Source organism: Mycobacterium asiaticum, from assembly GCF_001673315.1.
In the GTDB taxonomy this organism is placed as follows: Bacteria; Actinomycetota; Actinomycetes; order Mycobacteriales; family Mycobacteriaceae; genus Mycobacterium; species Mycobacterium asiaticum_B.
In genome coordinates this window covers 18,489-33,760 of the sequence record NZ_LZLQ01000081.1, presented here as the reverse complement: position 1 = coordinate 33,760, position 15,272 = coordinate 18,489, and the positions used below count along the sequence as shown (strand labels likewise).

Sequence of the window (15,272 nt, the reverse complement as noted above, 5' to 3'; positions counted from 1 at the left end):
GCGCAGACGTCTAGGTAGCTCGGGGTGAGCGCATGCGGATTCAGCTCGCCGGTGCCGGGATCCAGTGCGTAGGCGAGGGCAGCGGTCGACGAAGAGAACAGCGGCGCATTCGCCGACGCCAGGGCGGCCCCCCGGGCCAGCGCCATGTCCGGCTCCTCCGGCAAGCTGACCACCAGGGACGTCGCCGCTTCCAGAGCGGGCTTGAGGTCGACGATGCCGACGCCGCAACCGACCACGAAGATGCCGTCGGCGCGGGATTCCGGCGCGTCCAGCCCGGCGACCATCGTCACCATTTCGGCGGCCAAGGACGCATTCTGCCGGGCATGCCGGTGCAGTTCCACGATCGAGCCGTCCGCGACATCGACGACCGCCAGTGTCGCGCTGTCCGCCTCGACGAACAGCATCGCGATGTGCCGGTAGTCCAGCGCCGAGCCGACCCGCTGCGCCAATGCGGCAGCGGCAAGCAGCGGGGACACGAGCATGACGCCGCCGATCTCACGAGCGGCGAGTTCGGCGCGCAGCGGCGCGACTTCGCTGGCATCCGTCCACGTCACGCCGGTGGATGCCAGCTGGTAACCGCCCTCGGCGGCGCCTTCGCGCGTGCCGATAAGCGCGTCGATCACCGCAGCGGTGTCGGTGACGTCGATGCTGTCTTCCTCGACGGAAACCCCGTCTGCGTTCGCCCCCTCGATCAACACCAGTCGGACTGCCGAGGGCTCCATAGCCACCCCAAGCACGATGTCCATCGCCCCTCCAAGCCATGTGCGAGTTTTTCGCCCCATTGCAGGGGCGAACCGGTTCAGCTGGCCTGTTACGAGTTTGCCAGCTCAAACCCTACTCGCGCACATCGAGGTGGAGAGCAATTCCTATGAAGCTCAGATGAGATAGCTACACCCGAGGTTGAGGGTTTAGTAGCCGCCGGGATTCTGGAAGGGGTTCTGCGGGCCGGGATCCTGCCGTATCTGGTTCTGCGGTAGCTGATTCGGAACCTGGTTCTGCGGCACCTGGATCGGGATAGGGACCGGCAACAGCGGTATCTGCAACCACTGGGTGGTCATCTTCACCGTCGGCTCAGTGGTGGTCGGCGCCTCCGCCGCGCTTGGCGCCTCTGCCGCGCTTGGCGCCTCTGCCGCGCTCGGCGGTTCCCCTGTGTTCGGTGGGTTGGTCGGTGGGGCGGTCGGTGGGTTAGTCGGTGGGTGCGTGAGCGGAGTGGTGTTCGACGGGGCGGTCGGCTGCGGCGTGGTGGTCACGGGAGCCGGCTTGGTGGTGGTGACGGTCGGAGCCATCGTCGGGGTCGACTCCGGCGGGGGCGGCGGTGGCACGACGCTGGTCGGGACCGCAGCGCTGGGTGGCGCCGGCGCCTCACTGGGCGGCGGCAGCGGAGCGGCGGGTGGCGGACTGGTCGGCAGCAGGCTGGGTGGCCTGGAAGTCGGTTGCGGCGCGACGCTGGGCACGATCGCGGGTTGGTGCGGGGTGTGCCGTTGCTCGACGGCGGTAAGTGAGATCGCCACCCCACCGATCGCTGTCATGGCCACCGTGGCACACAAGCCGATCAACACCTGCGACAACCGAATGCGGCGCCACGGCGGCTCTTTGGGCGGATCGATCACGTTCAACCGCATCGAGAAGCATGGACCGTCTTCGTTGTACGAGTCGCCGTCGAAGCGCGTCAGCACTTCGGGGAATTCGGTTTGTGACCAGGCGAGTTCGCGATCGGTCATCGCGTCCTGATCGATCACCAGCAGGTCGCCGGGCGGCAGGTCGATCAGGCTGGTACCAGCGGACGCGCCAGTTGCCGAAGACGCTGCCGCCGCCATCAGGCCAATCGATGTCCGGGTCCGCAGATCGACCAGTCCCCCGCGCTTGGCCAGCAGCAGGGCACCCCGGGCCGCGGCGCTCATGGGTTCCGACGCGGTCAGCACCGGTAACCGGGTGTGGAATGAAAGACGTTGGGTGACAAGCGGGATACTGGCCCCGCCTCCTACCGTCACCACCGCGGCGAGATCGGCGAAGCTGGAGCTGTTGCGTGCCAACATGTCGTCGAAGGCGTAGATGAACCCGGTGAGCCGGTCGGAGATCAGGTCGTTGAACTTCTCCTGGCTCAGCTCGATGCCGATGCTGCGTCCGGACAGCTCCGCGGCCAACTCGGTGACCGCGTCGGTGGACAACCGCTCTTTGGCTTCCCGGCACTGCTCTCGCAGCACACCGAGCTGAGAGAGCATGGCGGTGCTGGTCTGGTCGACGTTCTCCTGCCCCAGTAGTTCAAGGACGTGCAGCAACAGGGCCTGGTCGATCTGGTTGCCCGAGAAATCCTCGTAACGCATTGTCGCGGTGATCGGTTCGAAGTCGCCCTTACGCTCCAGCAGCGTCACATCGGTGCCGGCGCCGCCGAAGTCGATCAGGCCGACCACGCCGTCGCCGGGTACCTCGGTCTCCGCGTTGATCGCAGCCATGGCCGCGACGGCGTCGGGTACCAGTCGCGGCGCCATCCCGCTGCGGACGAAGCCGACGTGCGTTCGCAGAGCGTTGCGCAGGGCCTGCAGGGTGCCCGGTTTCCAGTGCGCGGGAACGGCAATCGCGATCTCGGCGGCACTGGCGTCAGCGCCGGCCGCGACGACCATCGCGTCGAGTGCCTCCACCGTCAGCAAGTCGGGGTCATGGGCTGACCCGTCCGGGGAGACCAGCGCGACGGAGTCGCCAATACGTTCCACGAAGCCACTCATCAGCGCGCCGAACTCGGTGAGTGTTGAATTCTCACCGTAGACACCAAGTTTCGGGGCGCAGTGTGGATACAGGGTGAGCACGGCGCGACGGATAACCGGGGAGTTCCCGTTAGCCGCCGCAACCAAGTTCATGGTCCCGATCGACAACCCCAGCGGGTCGTACATACAGCGGATACTTTCGTCGATAGCGGGTCGGTAGCCAGCGCGTTAACCATGCCACGGGCGCATCGGATGTGCCTCGGCCCCAAACTCATTGGTATACGGTCGATGCCGTGTCGTCACCGAAAAGGTATGACCGCCGCTCTTGACAGGGCGGGGTGGATCGCGTCGCGGTCGGCCCTCTGGCGTGCCGGCACCCGCTGTGTGCTGCAATGACCTGGTGACCCTTACCGAGTTCCCCGTAGCCGACGTCGAAGCGATCAAACAGGTCAAGTACCGCTACCTGCGGGCGATGGACACCAAGCACTGGGAGGAATTCGCCGACACGATGACCGAGGACATCGTCGGCGCTTACGGCTCCTCGCTGGGCAAGGAACTGCACTTCGACAACCGCAAGGACCTGGTGGAGTATCTGAGTTCGGCGATGGGGCCCGGCGTGGTCACCGAGCACCGGGTGACACACCCGGAGATCACCGTCACCGGTGACACCGCGTCGGGCATCTGGTACCTGCAGGACCGGGTCATCGTGGCCGAGTTCGATTTCATGCTGATCGGGGCGGCGTTCTACCGCGATCAGTACCGGCGCACGCCCGACGGGTGGCGGATCAGCGCCACCGGCTACGACCGCACCTACGAGGCGACGATGTCGGTGGCCGACCTCAAGTTCCACGTCAAGCCCGGCCGTGCGCGGGCCGACGTAGCGGGCTGAGCGGTACTTACTTCGCGATCGCGATCACTGCGCCGGGACGCAGCCAGCGGATGATCTGCACCAGCGTGTCGTCATCGATCGCCACGCAGCCTGCGGTGGGACCGCCGTCTGTGGTGTGGAAGAAAAACGCCGCGCCGCCACCGGGCACCTTGTTCTTGTTGACGCCCATCACCACCGAATGCTTGTACTGCGGAATCTGCAGGTTCTCGCTGTCGGCAGTGCTGAAGGGGCACTGGGCTTTCTGGCACACCTGCATGGAGTTGAAGGTCGGGCTGTGGTCGTCACCGCTCCACCAGTGATTCGGTCCCACTTGTGTATACGGCAGTCCCCCACCCGGATTGGGCGCGGTGCCGAAGGCGGAGTCCAGGCTGTACACGCCCATCGGGGTGGCCGGGTAACCGCTCTTGGCCTGCGGAGCCATGCCCGCCGAGCCGACGTGGGTGGGTATCCCCGTCTTGAGGGCCTGCCAACCGGCGGCGGTGCGCTGATAGATATCCATCTTCGCGTTGGACCCGCCGGTGGAGACAACCGAAACCACTTGCGTCGCATTGCCAACCGAATTGGCGAACCATGGATTTCCGGCGGCTGCGGCCTGCGGTGCAGACACAGGTGCCAGCGCCGCGGCGAACAGCGCGGCCACCGCGGCGCACACCACAGCACACAGTAGAGCTACCTGTCGGCGCATCGTCTAATGGTCAGGCGCACCGCACCTGAGGGTCAAGTAAAGCTTAAGACCCGGTTGGGTCACGGGGCCGTGACCCCGGCCCGATCGGGGTCGGCCGAATCACCCACAGGCACAACAGGAAATACCCGTAGCCCAACGCCCAACCGGCGATCACATCCGACGGGTGGTGCACGTTCAACGCCACTCGGGCTACACCGACGGTGAACACGCACATCGCTCCGACCGCGATCGCGACGACCCGAATCAGCCGGCTACTCAGCATCGGCAGCACCAAGGTCAGCAACGCCAGCACGGTGGCCATCGCCTGCAGCGCATGCCCGGAGGGAAAGGAGGTCTCCTGCACGTACACCAGTGCGGTTGCCGGTCGCGGCCGGCCGGCCAGTTGCTTGGCCACCAGGGTGAGGAATCCGTTGAGCGGCGCGGCAGCCAGCAGCAGCAGTGCCATGCGCACCCGTTGTCGCACCAGCAGGACCACGGCCAGCAGAAAACCCACTATGCGCAGCGGCACCGGGCCCAGCGCAAACGACACGGCCACCCAGAATCGGACCCAGCCGGGATGCTTGACCCCGATGTCGTGCGCTGGGTTCAACAAGGCCCAGTCCATCGTTGCCAGCCAGCCCCACTCCTGCCGGTGCCCCACCCACAGCGCGGCGTAGAGCACGAGCGCCGCGAGCGCCAGCCAGGCGGCAGGTGTGCCTCGAAGGGCACTGCGGGGGCCGGTCACGGGCTAAATCGATACCAGTGTCGGTGCGCCCGCCCGGAAACCACCCCATACTGGCGTCATGGCGGTGATTCTTCGGAGGTTGTTCGGCGTCGGCAAGTTGCCCGACGATCTGCACGCTCAGGTCGACGCCGAGGGACTGATTCACCTCGCCGAGTACGTCGCGGTCACCAGAAAGTTCAGCGGGTCGATCCCGGGCCTGCGGTCGCAGGGCACGATCGCCAGTTACGTGGGTTGCCTGGCCTTGACCTCGCAGCGCGTGCTGGCGACGCTGTCGGTGGTGCCCAAGCTGGCCGGCCGCGCGGTGGACGTGCGCTGGGACCAGGCGGACGGGGGCGCCGCGACCGCGCAGCTTTCGGCGACCGGACTGCAACTCGACCTCGACACCGCCGCCGTCGACGCGCGGTTCCGCGGCCACCTCTCGATGCATTTCAAGGACGCGATCAGCGAGGATGTGCTGGCCAAGCTGCCGCGGCGGACGCTCTCCTTCGATGTGCCGGCGGAGTACGTTTTCCGGGCGGTGGGCGTCACCTACAGTCCGTGACGGCCACGTTCCTACGATGGCCCGGTGACCGATTACGCATTCACGGCGCCGGAACGGCGCGCGGTGTATCGCGCGATCGCCGAGCGGCGGGATATGCGCCGCTTCGTACCGGGCGCTCACGTGCCCGAAGAGGTGCTGACCCGCCTGCTGCAGGCCGCACACGCCGCGCCCAGCGTGGGCCTGATGCAGCCCTGGCGCTTCATCCGGATCACCGACGGTCGCCTTCGGCAACGCATCCACGCCCTTGTCGACGAGGAACGCGCACTCACGGGTGCGGCCCTGGGTCCGCGCGAGGCGGAGTTTCTGGCATTGAAGGTCGAGGGAATTCTGGAGTGCGCCGAACTACTGGTCGTGGCGTTGTGCGAGCACCGCGAGCCACACGTTTTCGGCCGGCGCACCCTTCCGCAGATGGACCTGGCGTCGGTGTCGTGTGCCATCCAGAACCTGTGGCTGGCCGCGCGCTGCGAGGGCCTCGGGGTGGGGTGGGTGTCGTTGTTCGATCCGCGCCGGCTGGCGGCGTTACTGGGGATGCCGAATGACGCCGAGCCGGTGGCCATAGTGTGCCTGGGTCCGGTCCCGGAGTTTCCCGACCGGCCCGCACTGGAATTGGACGGCTGGACCTCGGCACGACCGTTGCCGGAGTTCGTTTGGGAGAACCAGTGGCAACCGGCGAACGAGAGAGGTGACGAACTTTGACCGATGACGGCTCAAGGCAAGCCGCACAGAATGTCCTGCTGGTGCACTGGCACGACCTGGGGCGCTATCTCGGCGCTTACGGCCACCCCGACGTATCGAGCCCGCGGTTGGACCGGTTAGCGGCCGAAAGCGTCCTGTTCACCAGCGCCCACGCCACCGCGCCGCTGTGTTCGCCCTCTCGGGGATCGCTGTTCACCGGACGCTATCCGCAGAGCAACGGGCTGGTGGGACTTGCCCACCACGGCTGGGAGTACCGCACCGACGTCCGCACGCTGCCCCAGCTGCTGTCCGACGCCGGTTGGTACTCAGCGCTTTTCGGCATGCAACACGAGACCTCTTATCCCAAGCGGCTGGGCTTCGACGAATTCGACGTGTCGAACTCCTACTGCGAATACGTGGTGGAGAAGGTCGAAGACTGGCTGCGGCACAGCGTCGCGAACTTGTCCGGCCAACCCTTCCTGTTGACGGCCGGGTTCTTCGAGACCCATCGGCCCTACCCCCACGACCGCTACGAACCTGCCGACAGCGCAGCCGTGGACCTGCCGGATTACCTGCCCGACACGCCAGAAGTACGCCAGGACCTCGCCGACTTCTACGGATCCATCGCCACCGCGGACGCGGCGGTCGGCCGGATCCTGGACACGCTTTCGGCGACGGGGCTGGACGACGACACCTGGGTGGTGTTCTTCACCGACCACGGTCCGGCGTTCCCCCGTGCCAAATCGACCCTGTACGACGCCGGCACCGGGATAGCGCTGATCATCCGCCCGCCCGCCCGGCTGGGGCTGGCACCGCGCGTCTACGACGAGTTGTTCAGCGGTGTCGACTTGGTGCCGACGCTGCTGGGCCTGCTGGGCCTCGAGGTGCCCGGCGACGTCCAGGGCATCTCGCATGCGCAGGCGCTGCGGTCGGAGAATCCAGGTGATTCGGTACGCGAGCACGTGTACACCACGAAGACCTATCACGACTCCTTCGATCCGATCCGGGCTATCCGAACCAAGGAATACAGCTACATCGAAAACTACGTACCGCGGCCGCTGTTGGATCTGCCCTGGGACATCGAGGAGAGCCCGTCCGGCCTGGCCGTCGCCGCGTCCGTGCAGGCCCCGCGGCCCGAACGCGAGCTTTACGATCTGCGCACCGATCCCAGCGAGACCACCAATCTACTGACCGGGGTGCCCGGCCGGGACACCGAGACCATAGCGGCGGATCTTGCTGTCCGCCTTCACGATTGGCGCCAGCGCACCGGCGATGTTATCCCGTCGGATTTCGCCGGTACCCGCATCGCCGAGCGCTATACCGAGACGTATCTGCAGATCCACCGCACCGCGCCGACCAGCAGGTCGGCCATCGCCGTCGACCGCGGCATCGAGGACGAGGTCGAGCCCGGTCTAACCAGCTGAGCGGCGAGCCCCGCCGACCTGGGCCACGATGAACACCCGCCGGAACGGGAAGATCGTCGTGCCATCCGGCCGGCGAGGGTACGCGTCGTCGAGTAGCGGGATGAGCTCGGCACGGAACTGCTCCCAGCCGTCGTCGTCGAGGCGTTCCTGCACCGGCACCAGGGCGGTGCCGGTGATCCACTCCAGCACGGGGTGCTCACCGGTCAACTGGTGCAGGTACGTCGTTTCCCAGGCATCGACCCGGCACCCGGCATCCAGCAGCAGATCGGCGTAGTGGATGGGCGGCTGGACCACCGCGCCCACCCGAAACGGTATGTCGCGCATGATCTTTGCGTACGGCTCGCGCCGCGCCAGCGCCCGCACCGCGGCGTGCGACGGGGTCTCGAAGTTGCCCGGGATCTGCACCGCGATCCAGGACTGGTCGGGTAGCTGGCCGACCCACTTGACCAGCAGGTCAGAGTGTTCGGGCACCCAGTGCAGAGCCGCGTTGCTCACCACCACGTCGGTGTCGGGCTGGGGCTTCCAGTTACGCAGGTCGCCGGTTGCGGCGTCGATGCCGCGCTCACGCGCGGCCGCGACCATCTCCGGTGAGCTGTCGAGCGCCTCGATCACCGCCCCGGGCCAGCGTTTGGAGAGGTAGCGGGTCAGGTGGCCGGGTCCGCAACCGAGATCGACCACCCGGCGCGCCCGGTCCGCGCCGACCCGGGACAACAAGTCGTAGAACGGACGGCTGCGGTGATCCGCGAAGGCCAGGTAGACGTTGGGATCCCACATATCGGTCCTCCTGATCGACACCTGCGCAAAGTTTGGGTCTGTCGGGTGTCTCTAGACAAACCGTATTACCGGACGGGCACCGATGGGCAGGCAAGGGGTCAGAAATTATTGACGATGCTGTCGAAAAAGTCGGTATGTGGCGAGATGCGGGAGCTACCATTTTTGATGATGTCTGAGATTTCGGGGATATCCGACCCGCCAGCGCCTGAGGCCGATCCCATCAATCCGCCGGTTCTCATTCCCGACGTGCCCGGTGCCGACGCCGGCGGCGAGGGGTTGCCCCCGCGCTCCGCCCTGTCGGCACGCCAGCGGGTGGTGGTGGACGCCTCGGCGGTCGGCGACCTCGCGCTGCGCACCACGGCCTCGTCGCTGCTGGCCACGACCGTGGCTCCGGTCTTCCTCGGCGCCAACCTGTGCCGGTCCGATTCCCGCGGCGAGCGGGGCAAGCTGGAGTTCTATGCCGAACTCGGGGCCGAGCACGATTCCCGCAAGTCGTTCCCGGCCCCGACGCAAGCACCGAAGATCGTCTCGCGGCAGGCCAGCCCGGTCGCGGAATGGGTCGCGCGCGGTGTCGTCGACAACATCTCGTTCCCCAGCAGTTTCCGCGCGATCAACCCCGCGATGCGCCGGAAGTGGAGCTCGTTTGAGACCAACAATGTTGTGCGGGCCCAACATTGGCGACACGAGGACGGACCTCGGCCGACGTTGTGCGTGATTCACGGCTTTATGGGATCGTCCTATCTGTTCAACGGGTTGTTCTTCTCCCTGCCGTGGTACTACCGGTCTGGCTACGACGTCTTGCTGTACACGTTGCCGTTTCACGGCAAAAGGGCCGAAAAGCATTCGCCGTTCAGTGGTTTCGGCTTCTTCGCCAACGGGATGAGCGGATTCGCCGAAGCGATGGCGCAGGCGGTGCACGACTTTCGTTCCGTGCTGGACTACCTGTACGGCACCGGTGTCGAGCGGGTCGCGCTCACCGGCCTGTCATTGGGTGGTTACACCTCGGCGCTGGTGACGTCGGTAGACGACCGGCTCGAGGCGGTCATCCCCAATTGCCCGGTCGTCATCCCCGGCAAGCTGTTCGGCGAGTGGTTTCCGGCCAGCACACTGATCAAGCTGGGCATGCGGATGACGGGGATCGGTGGGGCGGAATTGGAAGCCGGCCTGGCTTATCACGGTCCGCTGAACTACCGGCCGCTGCTGCCCAGAAACCGCAGGATGATCATCACCGGTCTGGGCGATCGAATGGCACCGCCGGAACATGCGGTGGCGCTGTGGGAACACTGGGATCGGTGTGCGCTGCACTGGTTCCCCGGCAGCCACGTGATGCACGTGAGCCAGTTGGACTACCTGCGCAGGATGACGCCGTTCCTGCAGCGGTTCATGTTCGAGTGAGCACCTGCGTCTCGGCTTCCGACAGCGGCGCGCGGTGCGATCCGGCAGCCGGGGTCGGCCAATCCAGCCCCTCCAGCAGGCCGGCGGGCGCTTCGGTGTGCCCGGCAAGTCGCCGAGTGGACAGTGGGTCGAGCGCCTGCAGCGCCGGCCGCTGATTGCCGCGCTCCAGCGTCAAGCCGGGCACCGGAACGCCGCGGTCCGGCGCGGTGTCGGTGCGCAGGGCGCAAGCCGCGGCGACCGTGTGCTGGGACCCGGCACCGGACCGAGCGATCTCGACCGCGGTCCATATTTCCCGGGCTGACTGCGACCGCACCGCCGCCAACGTCTCTGGCAATGCGGAGTCGGCGGTAATGCGGTAAGCCGCAACATAATCCGAGTCACCCTGGCGCACCGAGCGCCATGTCTCGCGGGAAGACTTGTCCGGTTCCCAGGCCAGCACCTCCGGAACGTCCTCCGAACCGACCGTGCCGGCTTCCCAGCCGATCTCACGGAGGTGGTCCCCCAGGCGGCGAGCCACCACCTCGGCCGTTTCGTGCAGCGGGATTCGCGACGAACGGGCTTGCAGCGCCGGCAGATTCGCCGCGGCCGAGATCGTCAGTCCCACCCACGTCTCCGCGGCACCGGAGGCGGTGTCGCGACTGGTGATCCGGATGCTGTCGGCCCGGACACCGTAGCGGTCCAGGTAGCCGGCGATCAGCGGCAACGGCAGCACATCGGAAGCCGACGGCGCCGACCCGATGCGCAGCAGCGCTGTGGTGCGCGTGTTCGAGTCCGGCTCGGGCACCGGCCGCCCAGAACGACCGAGTATCGCCAGGCGGCGGCGCAGGATGGTGGTGAAGTGCAACCCCCGCCACCAGCCGAACAGCAGTATCAGCACGGCGACGGCGATGCCGAGTAGGCAGTAGGCGCGCGTCGAGTGCCACGGGTAGGCCATCGCGGCGGGCACCACGGCCAGCAGCGCCAGGCTGACCCGCGCAGGTCCCGGCGACGGAATAGAACCGAGCATCTGGCTCACGAGGTGGGCTCCTTTCGGCGGCGCGTGGCCGCCACGGTTGCTGCGGTGACAACCACGATCAACATCAGCAGGCCGGCTCCGGCCAGTGCGACGTTGCGTGGGGTGGTGTTCGGGGCCGGCGGCGGGGGCGGGACGGTGACCGGCTTGACCGATGCCGGCCCGGCGCCGGGTCCGCCGCCCGCGGGGGGCAACTGCCAGGTCAGGGCCGCGACCGCGTCCAGGGTGCCGGCGCCGACCACGTTCGAGGGTTCCCGGGGACCGTTCTGCGCGGTCGCGGTGATGCGCCGCACCACTTCGGCGGCCGTGAGGTCGGGGTACTTGGAGCGCACCAGGGCAGCGACGCCGGACACGTACCCGGCCGCATAGCTGGTGCCGCTGAGCGGGATCAGCCGCTGGTGATCATCGGGCAGGCCGTTTGCCAGTCCGCCGCCCTCGGCGTTGCTCACCGACGCGATGCCCTCTCCGGGCGCGGCGATCCCCACCCAAGGACCGGCCATGGTGAACTTCGACGGCCGGCCGTCCGGTGCCACCGAGGCCGCCGACAGTACGTAGGGCTGCCACCAGGACGGGACGGATACGGACTTGACCCCCGCCCAGTTGCGCGGGTCGCCAGGGCGGCTGAGATCAGTGAGCGGATTGGAGTCGCAGGACGTCCCGCCGGCCACCGATCCGGTCGGCCCGCTGTTGCCGGCGGCGGCGACGATCACCGCGTCCTTGTCCACCGCGGCGTATCTGATCGCAGCACCGAGCGCGCCCTGGTCAACCGGCCGGTCCGCGGGCAGACAGGTGATCGCCGAAATGTTGATCACCCGGGCGCCGCGGTCGGCCGCGTGGACGATGGCTCGGGCCAGCGCCTCGATGTCGATCGCCGCGCGCGCCAGTGTCGGGTCACCGCCGGAGGTGCGCGGCGAGAACTTCGCGGACGTCACCCGTACGGACAACAGCCGGGCCGCGGGGGCAACCCCGGAGAAGCCGTCATCGCCGGGTTGGCCCGCGACGATTCCCGCGACCAGAGTGCCGTGGCCGTCGCAGTCGGTGAGGCCGTCGGTGGACTCCACGAAATCGCCACCGGCGTCGACGTTGCTCAGCCGCGGACCTGGCCGCACCCCGGTGTCGATGATGGCCACCAGTTGGCCTTCACCGCGGGAGAACTGCCACGCCGCAGGAAGATTGAGCATCCCCTGGCTCGGAGTAGGGGCGCCCGCGTCGGTGCCCGGAATCAGGCCGGAGACGCTGCACGCGCCGCGCTGCTCCATCGGCTGCACAGGGCCCGGGGTTCCGCTCGGCGGTGGCGCGGCCGCATCCACTACCGGGGGGCTGACGGCCGTCGCCGGCGGCGCCGACACGCCTGCCTGCAGCGCGATGAGTACCGCTGCGAGGCAGGCCGATCCGGCACGTCTCATCGATTGAGCACCCAGGCGAACAGACCGACCAGGAAGGCCATCACCGGAATCAGCGAGGCATCCAGGGCGGCCGCGACAAAGCCGACCAGGCGACGCAGTGGCAGGGCGTAGCTGTCCGGCGAGGCGATCGAGGGGTTCAATGCGACAACGACCCAGACCAGCGCCATCGCGGCCAGCACCAGGACAGCACCCAAGGCAGCCGCGAAGCGACCGGTCGCCGCGTAAGACACCAGCAGAGCGCCGGCCACCAGGAACGGCTGCGCCAGCAGCCACGCCTTGCAGGCGGCGGAATCCCACACCCGGGCCCGCAGCACGGCGGTTGCCGAGGTGGCCACTACCACATACCAGGCCGCGACGCTCACCGATTCGGGCCGGAACGCGATGGCCAGCGATCCCAGGACACTGAGCAGCACGGCGGCGGCAATGAAACCGTTCTGGTGTGCGTCACCGATCCGGACCCGGCGCGGCAGGTCCTCGAGCACCCGCAGCGGGGGCGCCGACGGGGTGGGGTCGCCGGGCGCGGGGATGACCGGCAGCGGGAACCGCGCCCACAGCGCCGACAGCTGGGCGGCCTGAATCGTGGTCAGGAGCGCGGCGACGATCAAACCGCAGCCGATCGTCAACATCGGCAACTGCCAGAGCAATTCGGCACCGGCCGCGAGTGCGATCGCGAGTCCGACAACCGCGGTCGTGGTGAAGAATGCGACGGCGCGTTCCCGTTCGGGGCTGGGCACGATCAGGACGATCAGCGACCAGGCCGCAACCCCTGCCGCGGCCAACAGCACCTGTGCGGCACCGAATTTGCCCGGCACTCCCAGCGCCAGGGCGGCCGCGATCGGTGCCAGCGCGGTGATCGACAACGCGATCCCGGTGCGCGGCGAACGGGTCGTGCTCAGCAGGCCGGTTATCGCGACGAGCGCCGCCAGCACACTGGCCGCCACGAGGCCCACCAGGGCGCCGGTGGCGACCCGGTGCGCGACGGCCAAGCCGGTCGCCACCAGCGTCACCGCGATCACCGCCGCCAGCGCACCGCGTTGAATGCTCCTGGTGCCCCACGGGTTACGCCGTGATGTCGAGAAGATCATGGCCGCGTCGGCGATGTCCTCGACGATGCCCGGCGCGGCCGGTCCGGTCGGTACCGGCTGCAACGCGAGCAGGTCACCGTCGACCACCCCGACGGTGTCCAGGCTGGCGTCCAGACTGAACGGCGCGCCACCGATGGGCGCCAGACTCAAGTGAGTCGACGCACCGTCCGCGCCGCCGTCGCCGTTCTGAGCCGCCGGCACCAGCAAGCCCTGCACCGCGGGCAGTATTTCGCGCAGCGGCAACTCGGCGGGCAGGGCCATTTCCGTCAACCGGCTGTCCGCGAGAATGGCTACGCGGACGATCGGCATGACGGTTCCGGACGTCACTGGACCCTCGAATCGTGTTGGCGGTGCTGGGACATCGTGCTCTCTTTCATGGTTCGGTGACGAGGTTTAGGAGGTCTGCGCGGAGAAGTCTCGGGAGAGCCGGTGCTCGGGGAACCAGTCCCCGTCCGGCAGGTAGGACGTCAGTCGTTCGACGGCAACCGCGGTCGCGAACGGTGTTGCGGGGCTGAACGTCGAGACCCATTCACCGTCGAAGGCGCGGGACGGGCTGACCAGCACCCGGCCCGCGGTGGTCTCGACCAGGCTCATGCCCACGTCGGTGGTGGTGTGGCGGCCGTCGCGGTTGCAGCCGGCGACGATCTCGACGTAACTGCGCGGACCGGTGAACACCGCTTCCACGACCGGTCGCGCCGATGGCGGAATGCCCAGGTATTCAATAACTTCGGCGAGCTCTGCACCTGAGCGCAGCCGCTCGTCGGCGCGGGCACCGACGCGTGCAGGCATGCTGAACTCCTCGAACCGGGCGGGCTGCCGCTGGGCCAGCCCGACACCCAGCACCGGCACCAGCGCCCGCGGGTCATCGATATCCATCGCCGTGAAGGTGACCAGTTGCGCGCTGCGCAGTGCCACCACTGTGCTGGCGCCACGCAGCGCGATGATGCCGCGCAGCATGTCGCAGGCATGGGCGGCACCGCCGTCGGAACGGGCGGGTCCCAGGTAACGCAGGTCGAGCCACCGGTCGGGGAAGCAGACCACTTTGATCCACTCGGCAACCGCGGGGTTGATCACACCATCGGGAGTGATTAACCCCATCCGGGTCAGCTCGTCCTTCTGACGGTCGAAGAAGGCAGTTCGTTGCGCGCTGTCGCGGTAGGGCGTGGTGATGGCCAGCACCCATGGAAAGCTGCCCGCACCAACGGATTCCGCAATGAACCACGCTTGTTCGACCGTCAGCTCAACGGCATTGGGCATGGAGTCCATCTGGGCCTGGCGTTAGCCGCCCCACTTGGCGGCTTCGGCCTGGTCCCGGGCCATCATCGCCAAGGTGTTGGCCTCGTGCGTGCTGGCCATCGCCTGGTAGGCGCGCACCAGGTCCACCATGGCCTGATTCCACTGCACCTGCCAGGTCTGGTACGTCATCCCCGTGTCGCCCTGCCATGCATTCTGCAGCGCGGCCTGCTCGGCAGAGATGTCGGCACCCAGGCCCTGCATCGTGCCGGCGTACCCCGACATGTCGCCGGCGTGCGCCAGCATTGCCGGGTAGTTGTACATGATCTGTGACATGACAAATCCTCTCTGGTGATTGGCCCGGTTCAGAAACCGGTGTAGGACGAGGCGGCGGCGGCGTCGGCCGCGACGTAGGTACCCGCGGCCTCACCCAGGTTGGCCTGCGCGATGTCCAGCAAGGTGTTGACCCGCGCCGCTACCTCGACGAAGCGCGCGTGCGCGGCCTGAAATGCCGCGGATGCCTCACCCTGGTGGAACGCCTGCGCCGACATCGCCGCCTGCTCCGCCTGACCAATCGTGTGCCGCATCAGCCCCGCCTTGGCGCCGAACGCCGACTGCGAAGCCACCAACTGCGGAATATGAGCATCCAACAAACTCATAAGTGTTCCTCCCTAACTAATCCAACTAATCCGACTGATCCGACGAATCCGACTAATCCGACTGATCG

Annotated in this window: 16 protein-coding genes; 5 read left to right on the top strand and 11 right to left on the bottom strand. The window is 67.6% G+C overall.

Annotated features, from left to right (window positions below; translation table 11 throughout):
• Positions 1 to 746 (bottom strand): DUF7159 family protein (locus tag A5636_RS12720; protein WP_437339827.1); only part of this gene is annotated, 746 nt, incomplete at its 3' end.
• 162 nt (positions 747 to 908) lie between these two features.
• Positions 909 to 2,888, bottom strand: coding sequence for an Hsp70 family protein (locus A5636_RS12715; RefSeq protein ID WP_065158996.1), 1,980 nt, complete (start codon positions 2,886 to 2,888; stop codon positions 909 to 911).
• 196 nt (positions 2,889 to 3,084) lie between these two features.
• Here A5636_RS12715 and A5636_RS12710 point away from each other — a divergent pair, with 196 nt between their 5' ends.
• The gene (locus A5636_RS12710; RefSeq protein ID WP_065158995.1) at positions 3,085 to 3,591 is read left to right on the top strand and encodes a nuclear transport factor 2 family protein; all 507 of its coding nucleotides are present in this window, start codon (positions 3,085 to 3,087) and stop codon (positions 3,589 to 3,591) included.
• A 7-nt stretch (positions 3,592 to 3,598) separates the two neighbouring features.
• Here the strand turns inward: A5636_RS12710 and A5636_RS12705 are convergent, their stop codons facing one another.
• Together A5636_RS12705 and A5636_RS12700 are read right to left on the bottom strand one after the other, a co-directional pair.
• A complete protein-coding gene (locus A5636_RS12705; RefSeq protein WP_065158994.1) occupies positions 3,599 to 4,276 on the bottom strand; it encodes a L,D-transpeptidase family protein in 678 nt (225 codons plus the stop codon).
• Between the two features lie 43 nt (positions 4,277 to 4,319).
• Entirely contained in the window at positions 4,320 to 5,000 is a 681-nt protein-coding gene (locus A5636_RS12700) for a phosphatase PAP2 family protein (protein ID WP_081287760.1), read from the bottom strand.
• A gap of 58 nt (positions 5,001 to 5,058) precedes the next feature.
• On the opposite strand from A5636_RS12700, the gene A5636_RS12695 reads away from it, so the two are divergent.
• Genes A5636_RS12695 through A5636_RS12685 form a run of 3 tightly spaced genes read left to right on the top strand, consistent with a single transcriptional unit; the run spans position 5,059 to position 7,640 of the window.
• Entirely contained in the window at positions 5,059 to 5,541 is a 483-nt protein-coding gene (locus A5636_RS12695) for a hypothetical protein (RefSeq protein WP_065158993.1), read from the top strand.
• A 24-nt stretch (positions 5,542 to 5,565) separates the two neighbouring features.
• Positions 5,566 to 6,237, top strand: a complete 672-nt coding sequence (bluB, locus tag A5636_RS12690) for a 5,6-dimethylbenzimidazole synthase (protein ID WP_065158992.1) — start codon at positions 5,566 to 5,568, stop codon at positions 6,235 to 6,237.
• Positions 6,234 to 7,640, top strand: coding sequence for a sulfatase family protein (locus tag A5636_RS12685; RefSeq protein WP_065158991.1), 1,407 nt, complete (start codon positions 6,234 to 6,236; stop codon positions 7,638 to 7,640). The genes bluB and A5636_RS12685 overlap by 4 nt, the downstream gene beginning before the upstream one ends.
• On the opposite strand, the gene A5636_RS12680 is transcribed toward A5636_RS12685, so the two are convergent.
• On the bottom strand, positions 7,629 to 8,414 hold the full coding sequence (locus A5636_RS12680; RefSeq protein ID WP_065158990.1) for a trans-aconitate 2-methyltransferase: 786 nt from the start codon (positions 8,412 to 8,414) through the stop codon (positions 7,629 to 7,631). The two genes, A5636_RS12685 and A5636_RS12680, sit on opposite strands and share 12 nt — an antisense overlap.
• 168 nt (positions 8,415 to 8,582) lie before the next feature.
• Here A5636_RS12680 and A5636_RS12675 point away from each other — a divergent pair, with 168 nt between their 5' ends.
• Positions 8,583 to 9,809, top strand: coding sequence for an alpha/beta fold hydrolase (locus tag A5636_RS12675; protein ID WP_065159000.1), 1,227 nt, complete (start codon positions 8,583 to 8,585; stop codon positions 9,807 to 9,809).
• Here A5636_RS12675 and eccE read toward each other — a convergent pair.
• The 6 genes from eccE to esxG form a co-directional block, all read right to left on the bottom strand.
• Complete coding sequence (gene eccE / locus A5636_RS12670) at positions 9,796 to 10,815, bottom strand: type VII secretion protein EccE (RefSeq protein ID WP_065159001.1); 1,020 nt, start codon at positions 10,813 to 10,815, stop codon at positions 9,796 to 9,798. The genes A5636_RS12675 and eccE overlap by 14 nt on opposite strands.
• A gap of 5 nt (positions 10,816 to 10,820) precedes the next feature.
• Positions 10,821 to 12,227, bottom strand: coding sequence for a type VII secretion-associated serine protease mycosin (gene mycP / locus A5636_RS12665; protein ID WP_065158989.1), 1,407 nt, complete (start codon positions 12,225 to 12,227; stop codon positions 10,821 to 10,823).
• A complete protein-coding gene (gene eccD / locus A5636_RS12660; RefSeq protein WP_155763786.1) occupies positions 12,224 to 13,621 on the bottom strand; it encodes a type VII secretion integral membrane protein EccD in 1,398 nt (465 codons plus the stop codon). The genes mycP and eccD overlap by 4 nt, the downstream gene beginning before the upstream one ends.
• Positions 13,622 to 13,705: 84 nt before the next feature.
• On the bottom strand, positions 13,706 to 14,578 hold the full coding sequence (locus tag A5636_RS12655) for an ESX secretion-associated protein EspG (RefSeq protein WP_065158987.1): 873 nt from the start codon (positions 14,576 to 14,578) through the stop codon (positions 13,706 to 13,708).
• A 12-nt stretch (positions 14,579 to 14,590) separates the two neighbouring features.
• The gene (locus A5636_RS12650) at positions 14,591 to 14,881 is read right to left on the bottom strand and encodes a WXG100 family type VII secretion target (protein WP_065158986.1); all 291 of its coding nucleotides are present in this window, start codon (positions 14,879 to 14,881) and stop codon (positions 14,591 to 14,593) included.
• A 29-nt stretch (positions 14,882 to 14,910) separates the two neighbouring features.
• Complete coding sequence (esxG, locus tag A5636_RS12645; RefSeq protein WP_065158985.1) at positions 14,911 to 15,204, bottom strand: type VII secretion system protein EsxG; 294 nt, start codon at positions 15,202 to 15,204, stop codon at positions 14,911 to 14,913.
• Positions 15,205 to 15,272 lie beyond the last annotated feature (68 nt).

What these genes read in the sequence shown, in the direction of transcription:
- A5636_RS12675 (WP_065159000.1), top strand. Translation starts at nt 8,583, where the DNA reads ATGTCTGAGATTTCGGGGATATCCGACCCGCCAGCGCCTGAGGCCGAT.
- A5636_RS12655 (WP_065158987.1), bottom strand. Translation starts at nt 14,578, where the DNA reads ATGGACTCCATGCCCAATGCCGTTGAGCTGACGGTCGAACAAGCGTGG.
- A5636_RS12680 (WP_065158990.1), bottom strand. Translation starts at nt 8,414, where the DNA reads ATGTGGGATCCCAACGTCTACCTGGCCTTCGCGGATCACCGCAGCCGT.
- mycP (WP_065158989.1), bottom strand. Translation starts at nt 12,227, where the DNA reads ATGAGACGTGCCGGATCGGCCTGCCTCGCAGCGGTACTCATCGCGCTG.
- eccE (WP_065159001.1), bottom strand. Translation starts at nt 10,815, where the DNA reads ATGCTCGGTTCTATTCCGTCGCCGGGACCTGCGCGGGTCAGCCTGGCG.
- A5636_RS12695 (WP_065158993.1), top strand. Translation starts at nt 5,059, where the DNA reads ATGGCGGTGATTCTTCGGAGGTTGTTCGGCGTCGGCAAGTTGCCCGAC.
- esxG (WP_065158985.1), bottom strand. Translation starts at nt 15,204, where the DNA reads ATGAGTTTGTTGGATGCTCATATTCCGCAGTTGGTGGCTTCGCAGTCG.
- A5636_RS12705 (WP_065158994.1), bottom strand. Translation starts at nt 4,276, where the DNA reads ATGCGCCGACAGGTAGCTCTACTGTGTGCTGTGGTGTGCGCCGCGGTG.
- A5636_RS12715 (WP_065158996.1), bottom strand. Translation starts at nt 2,888, where the DNA reads ATGTACGACCCGCTGGGGTTGTCGATCGGGACCATGAACTTGGTTGCG.
- eccD (WP_155763786.1), bottom strand. Translation starts at nt 13,621, where the DNA reads ATGCCGATCGTCCGCGTAGCCATTCTCGCGGACAGCCGGTTGACGGAA.
- A5636_RS12650 (WP_065158986.1), bottom strand. Translation starts at nt 14,881, where the DNA reads ATGTCACAGATCATGTACAACTACCCGGCAATGCTGGCGCACGCCGGC.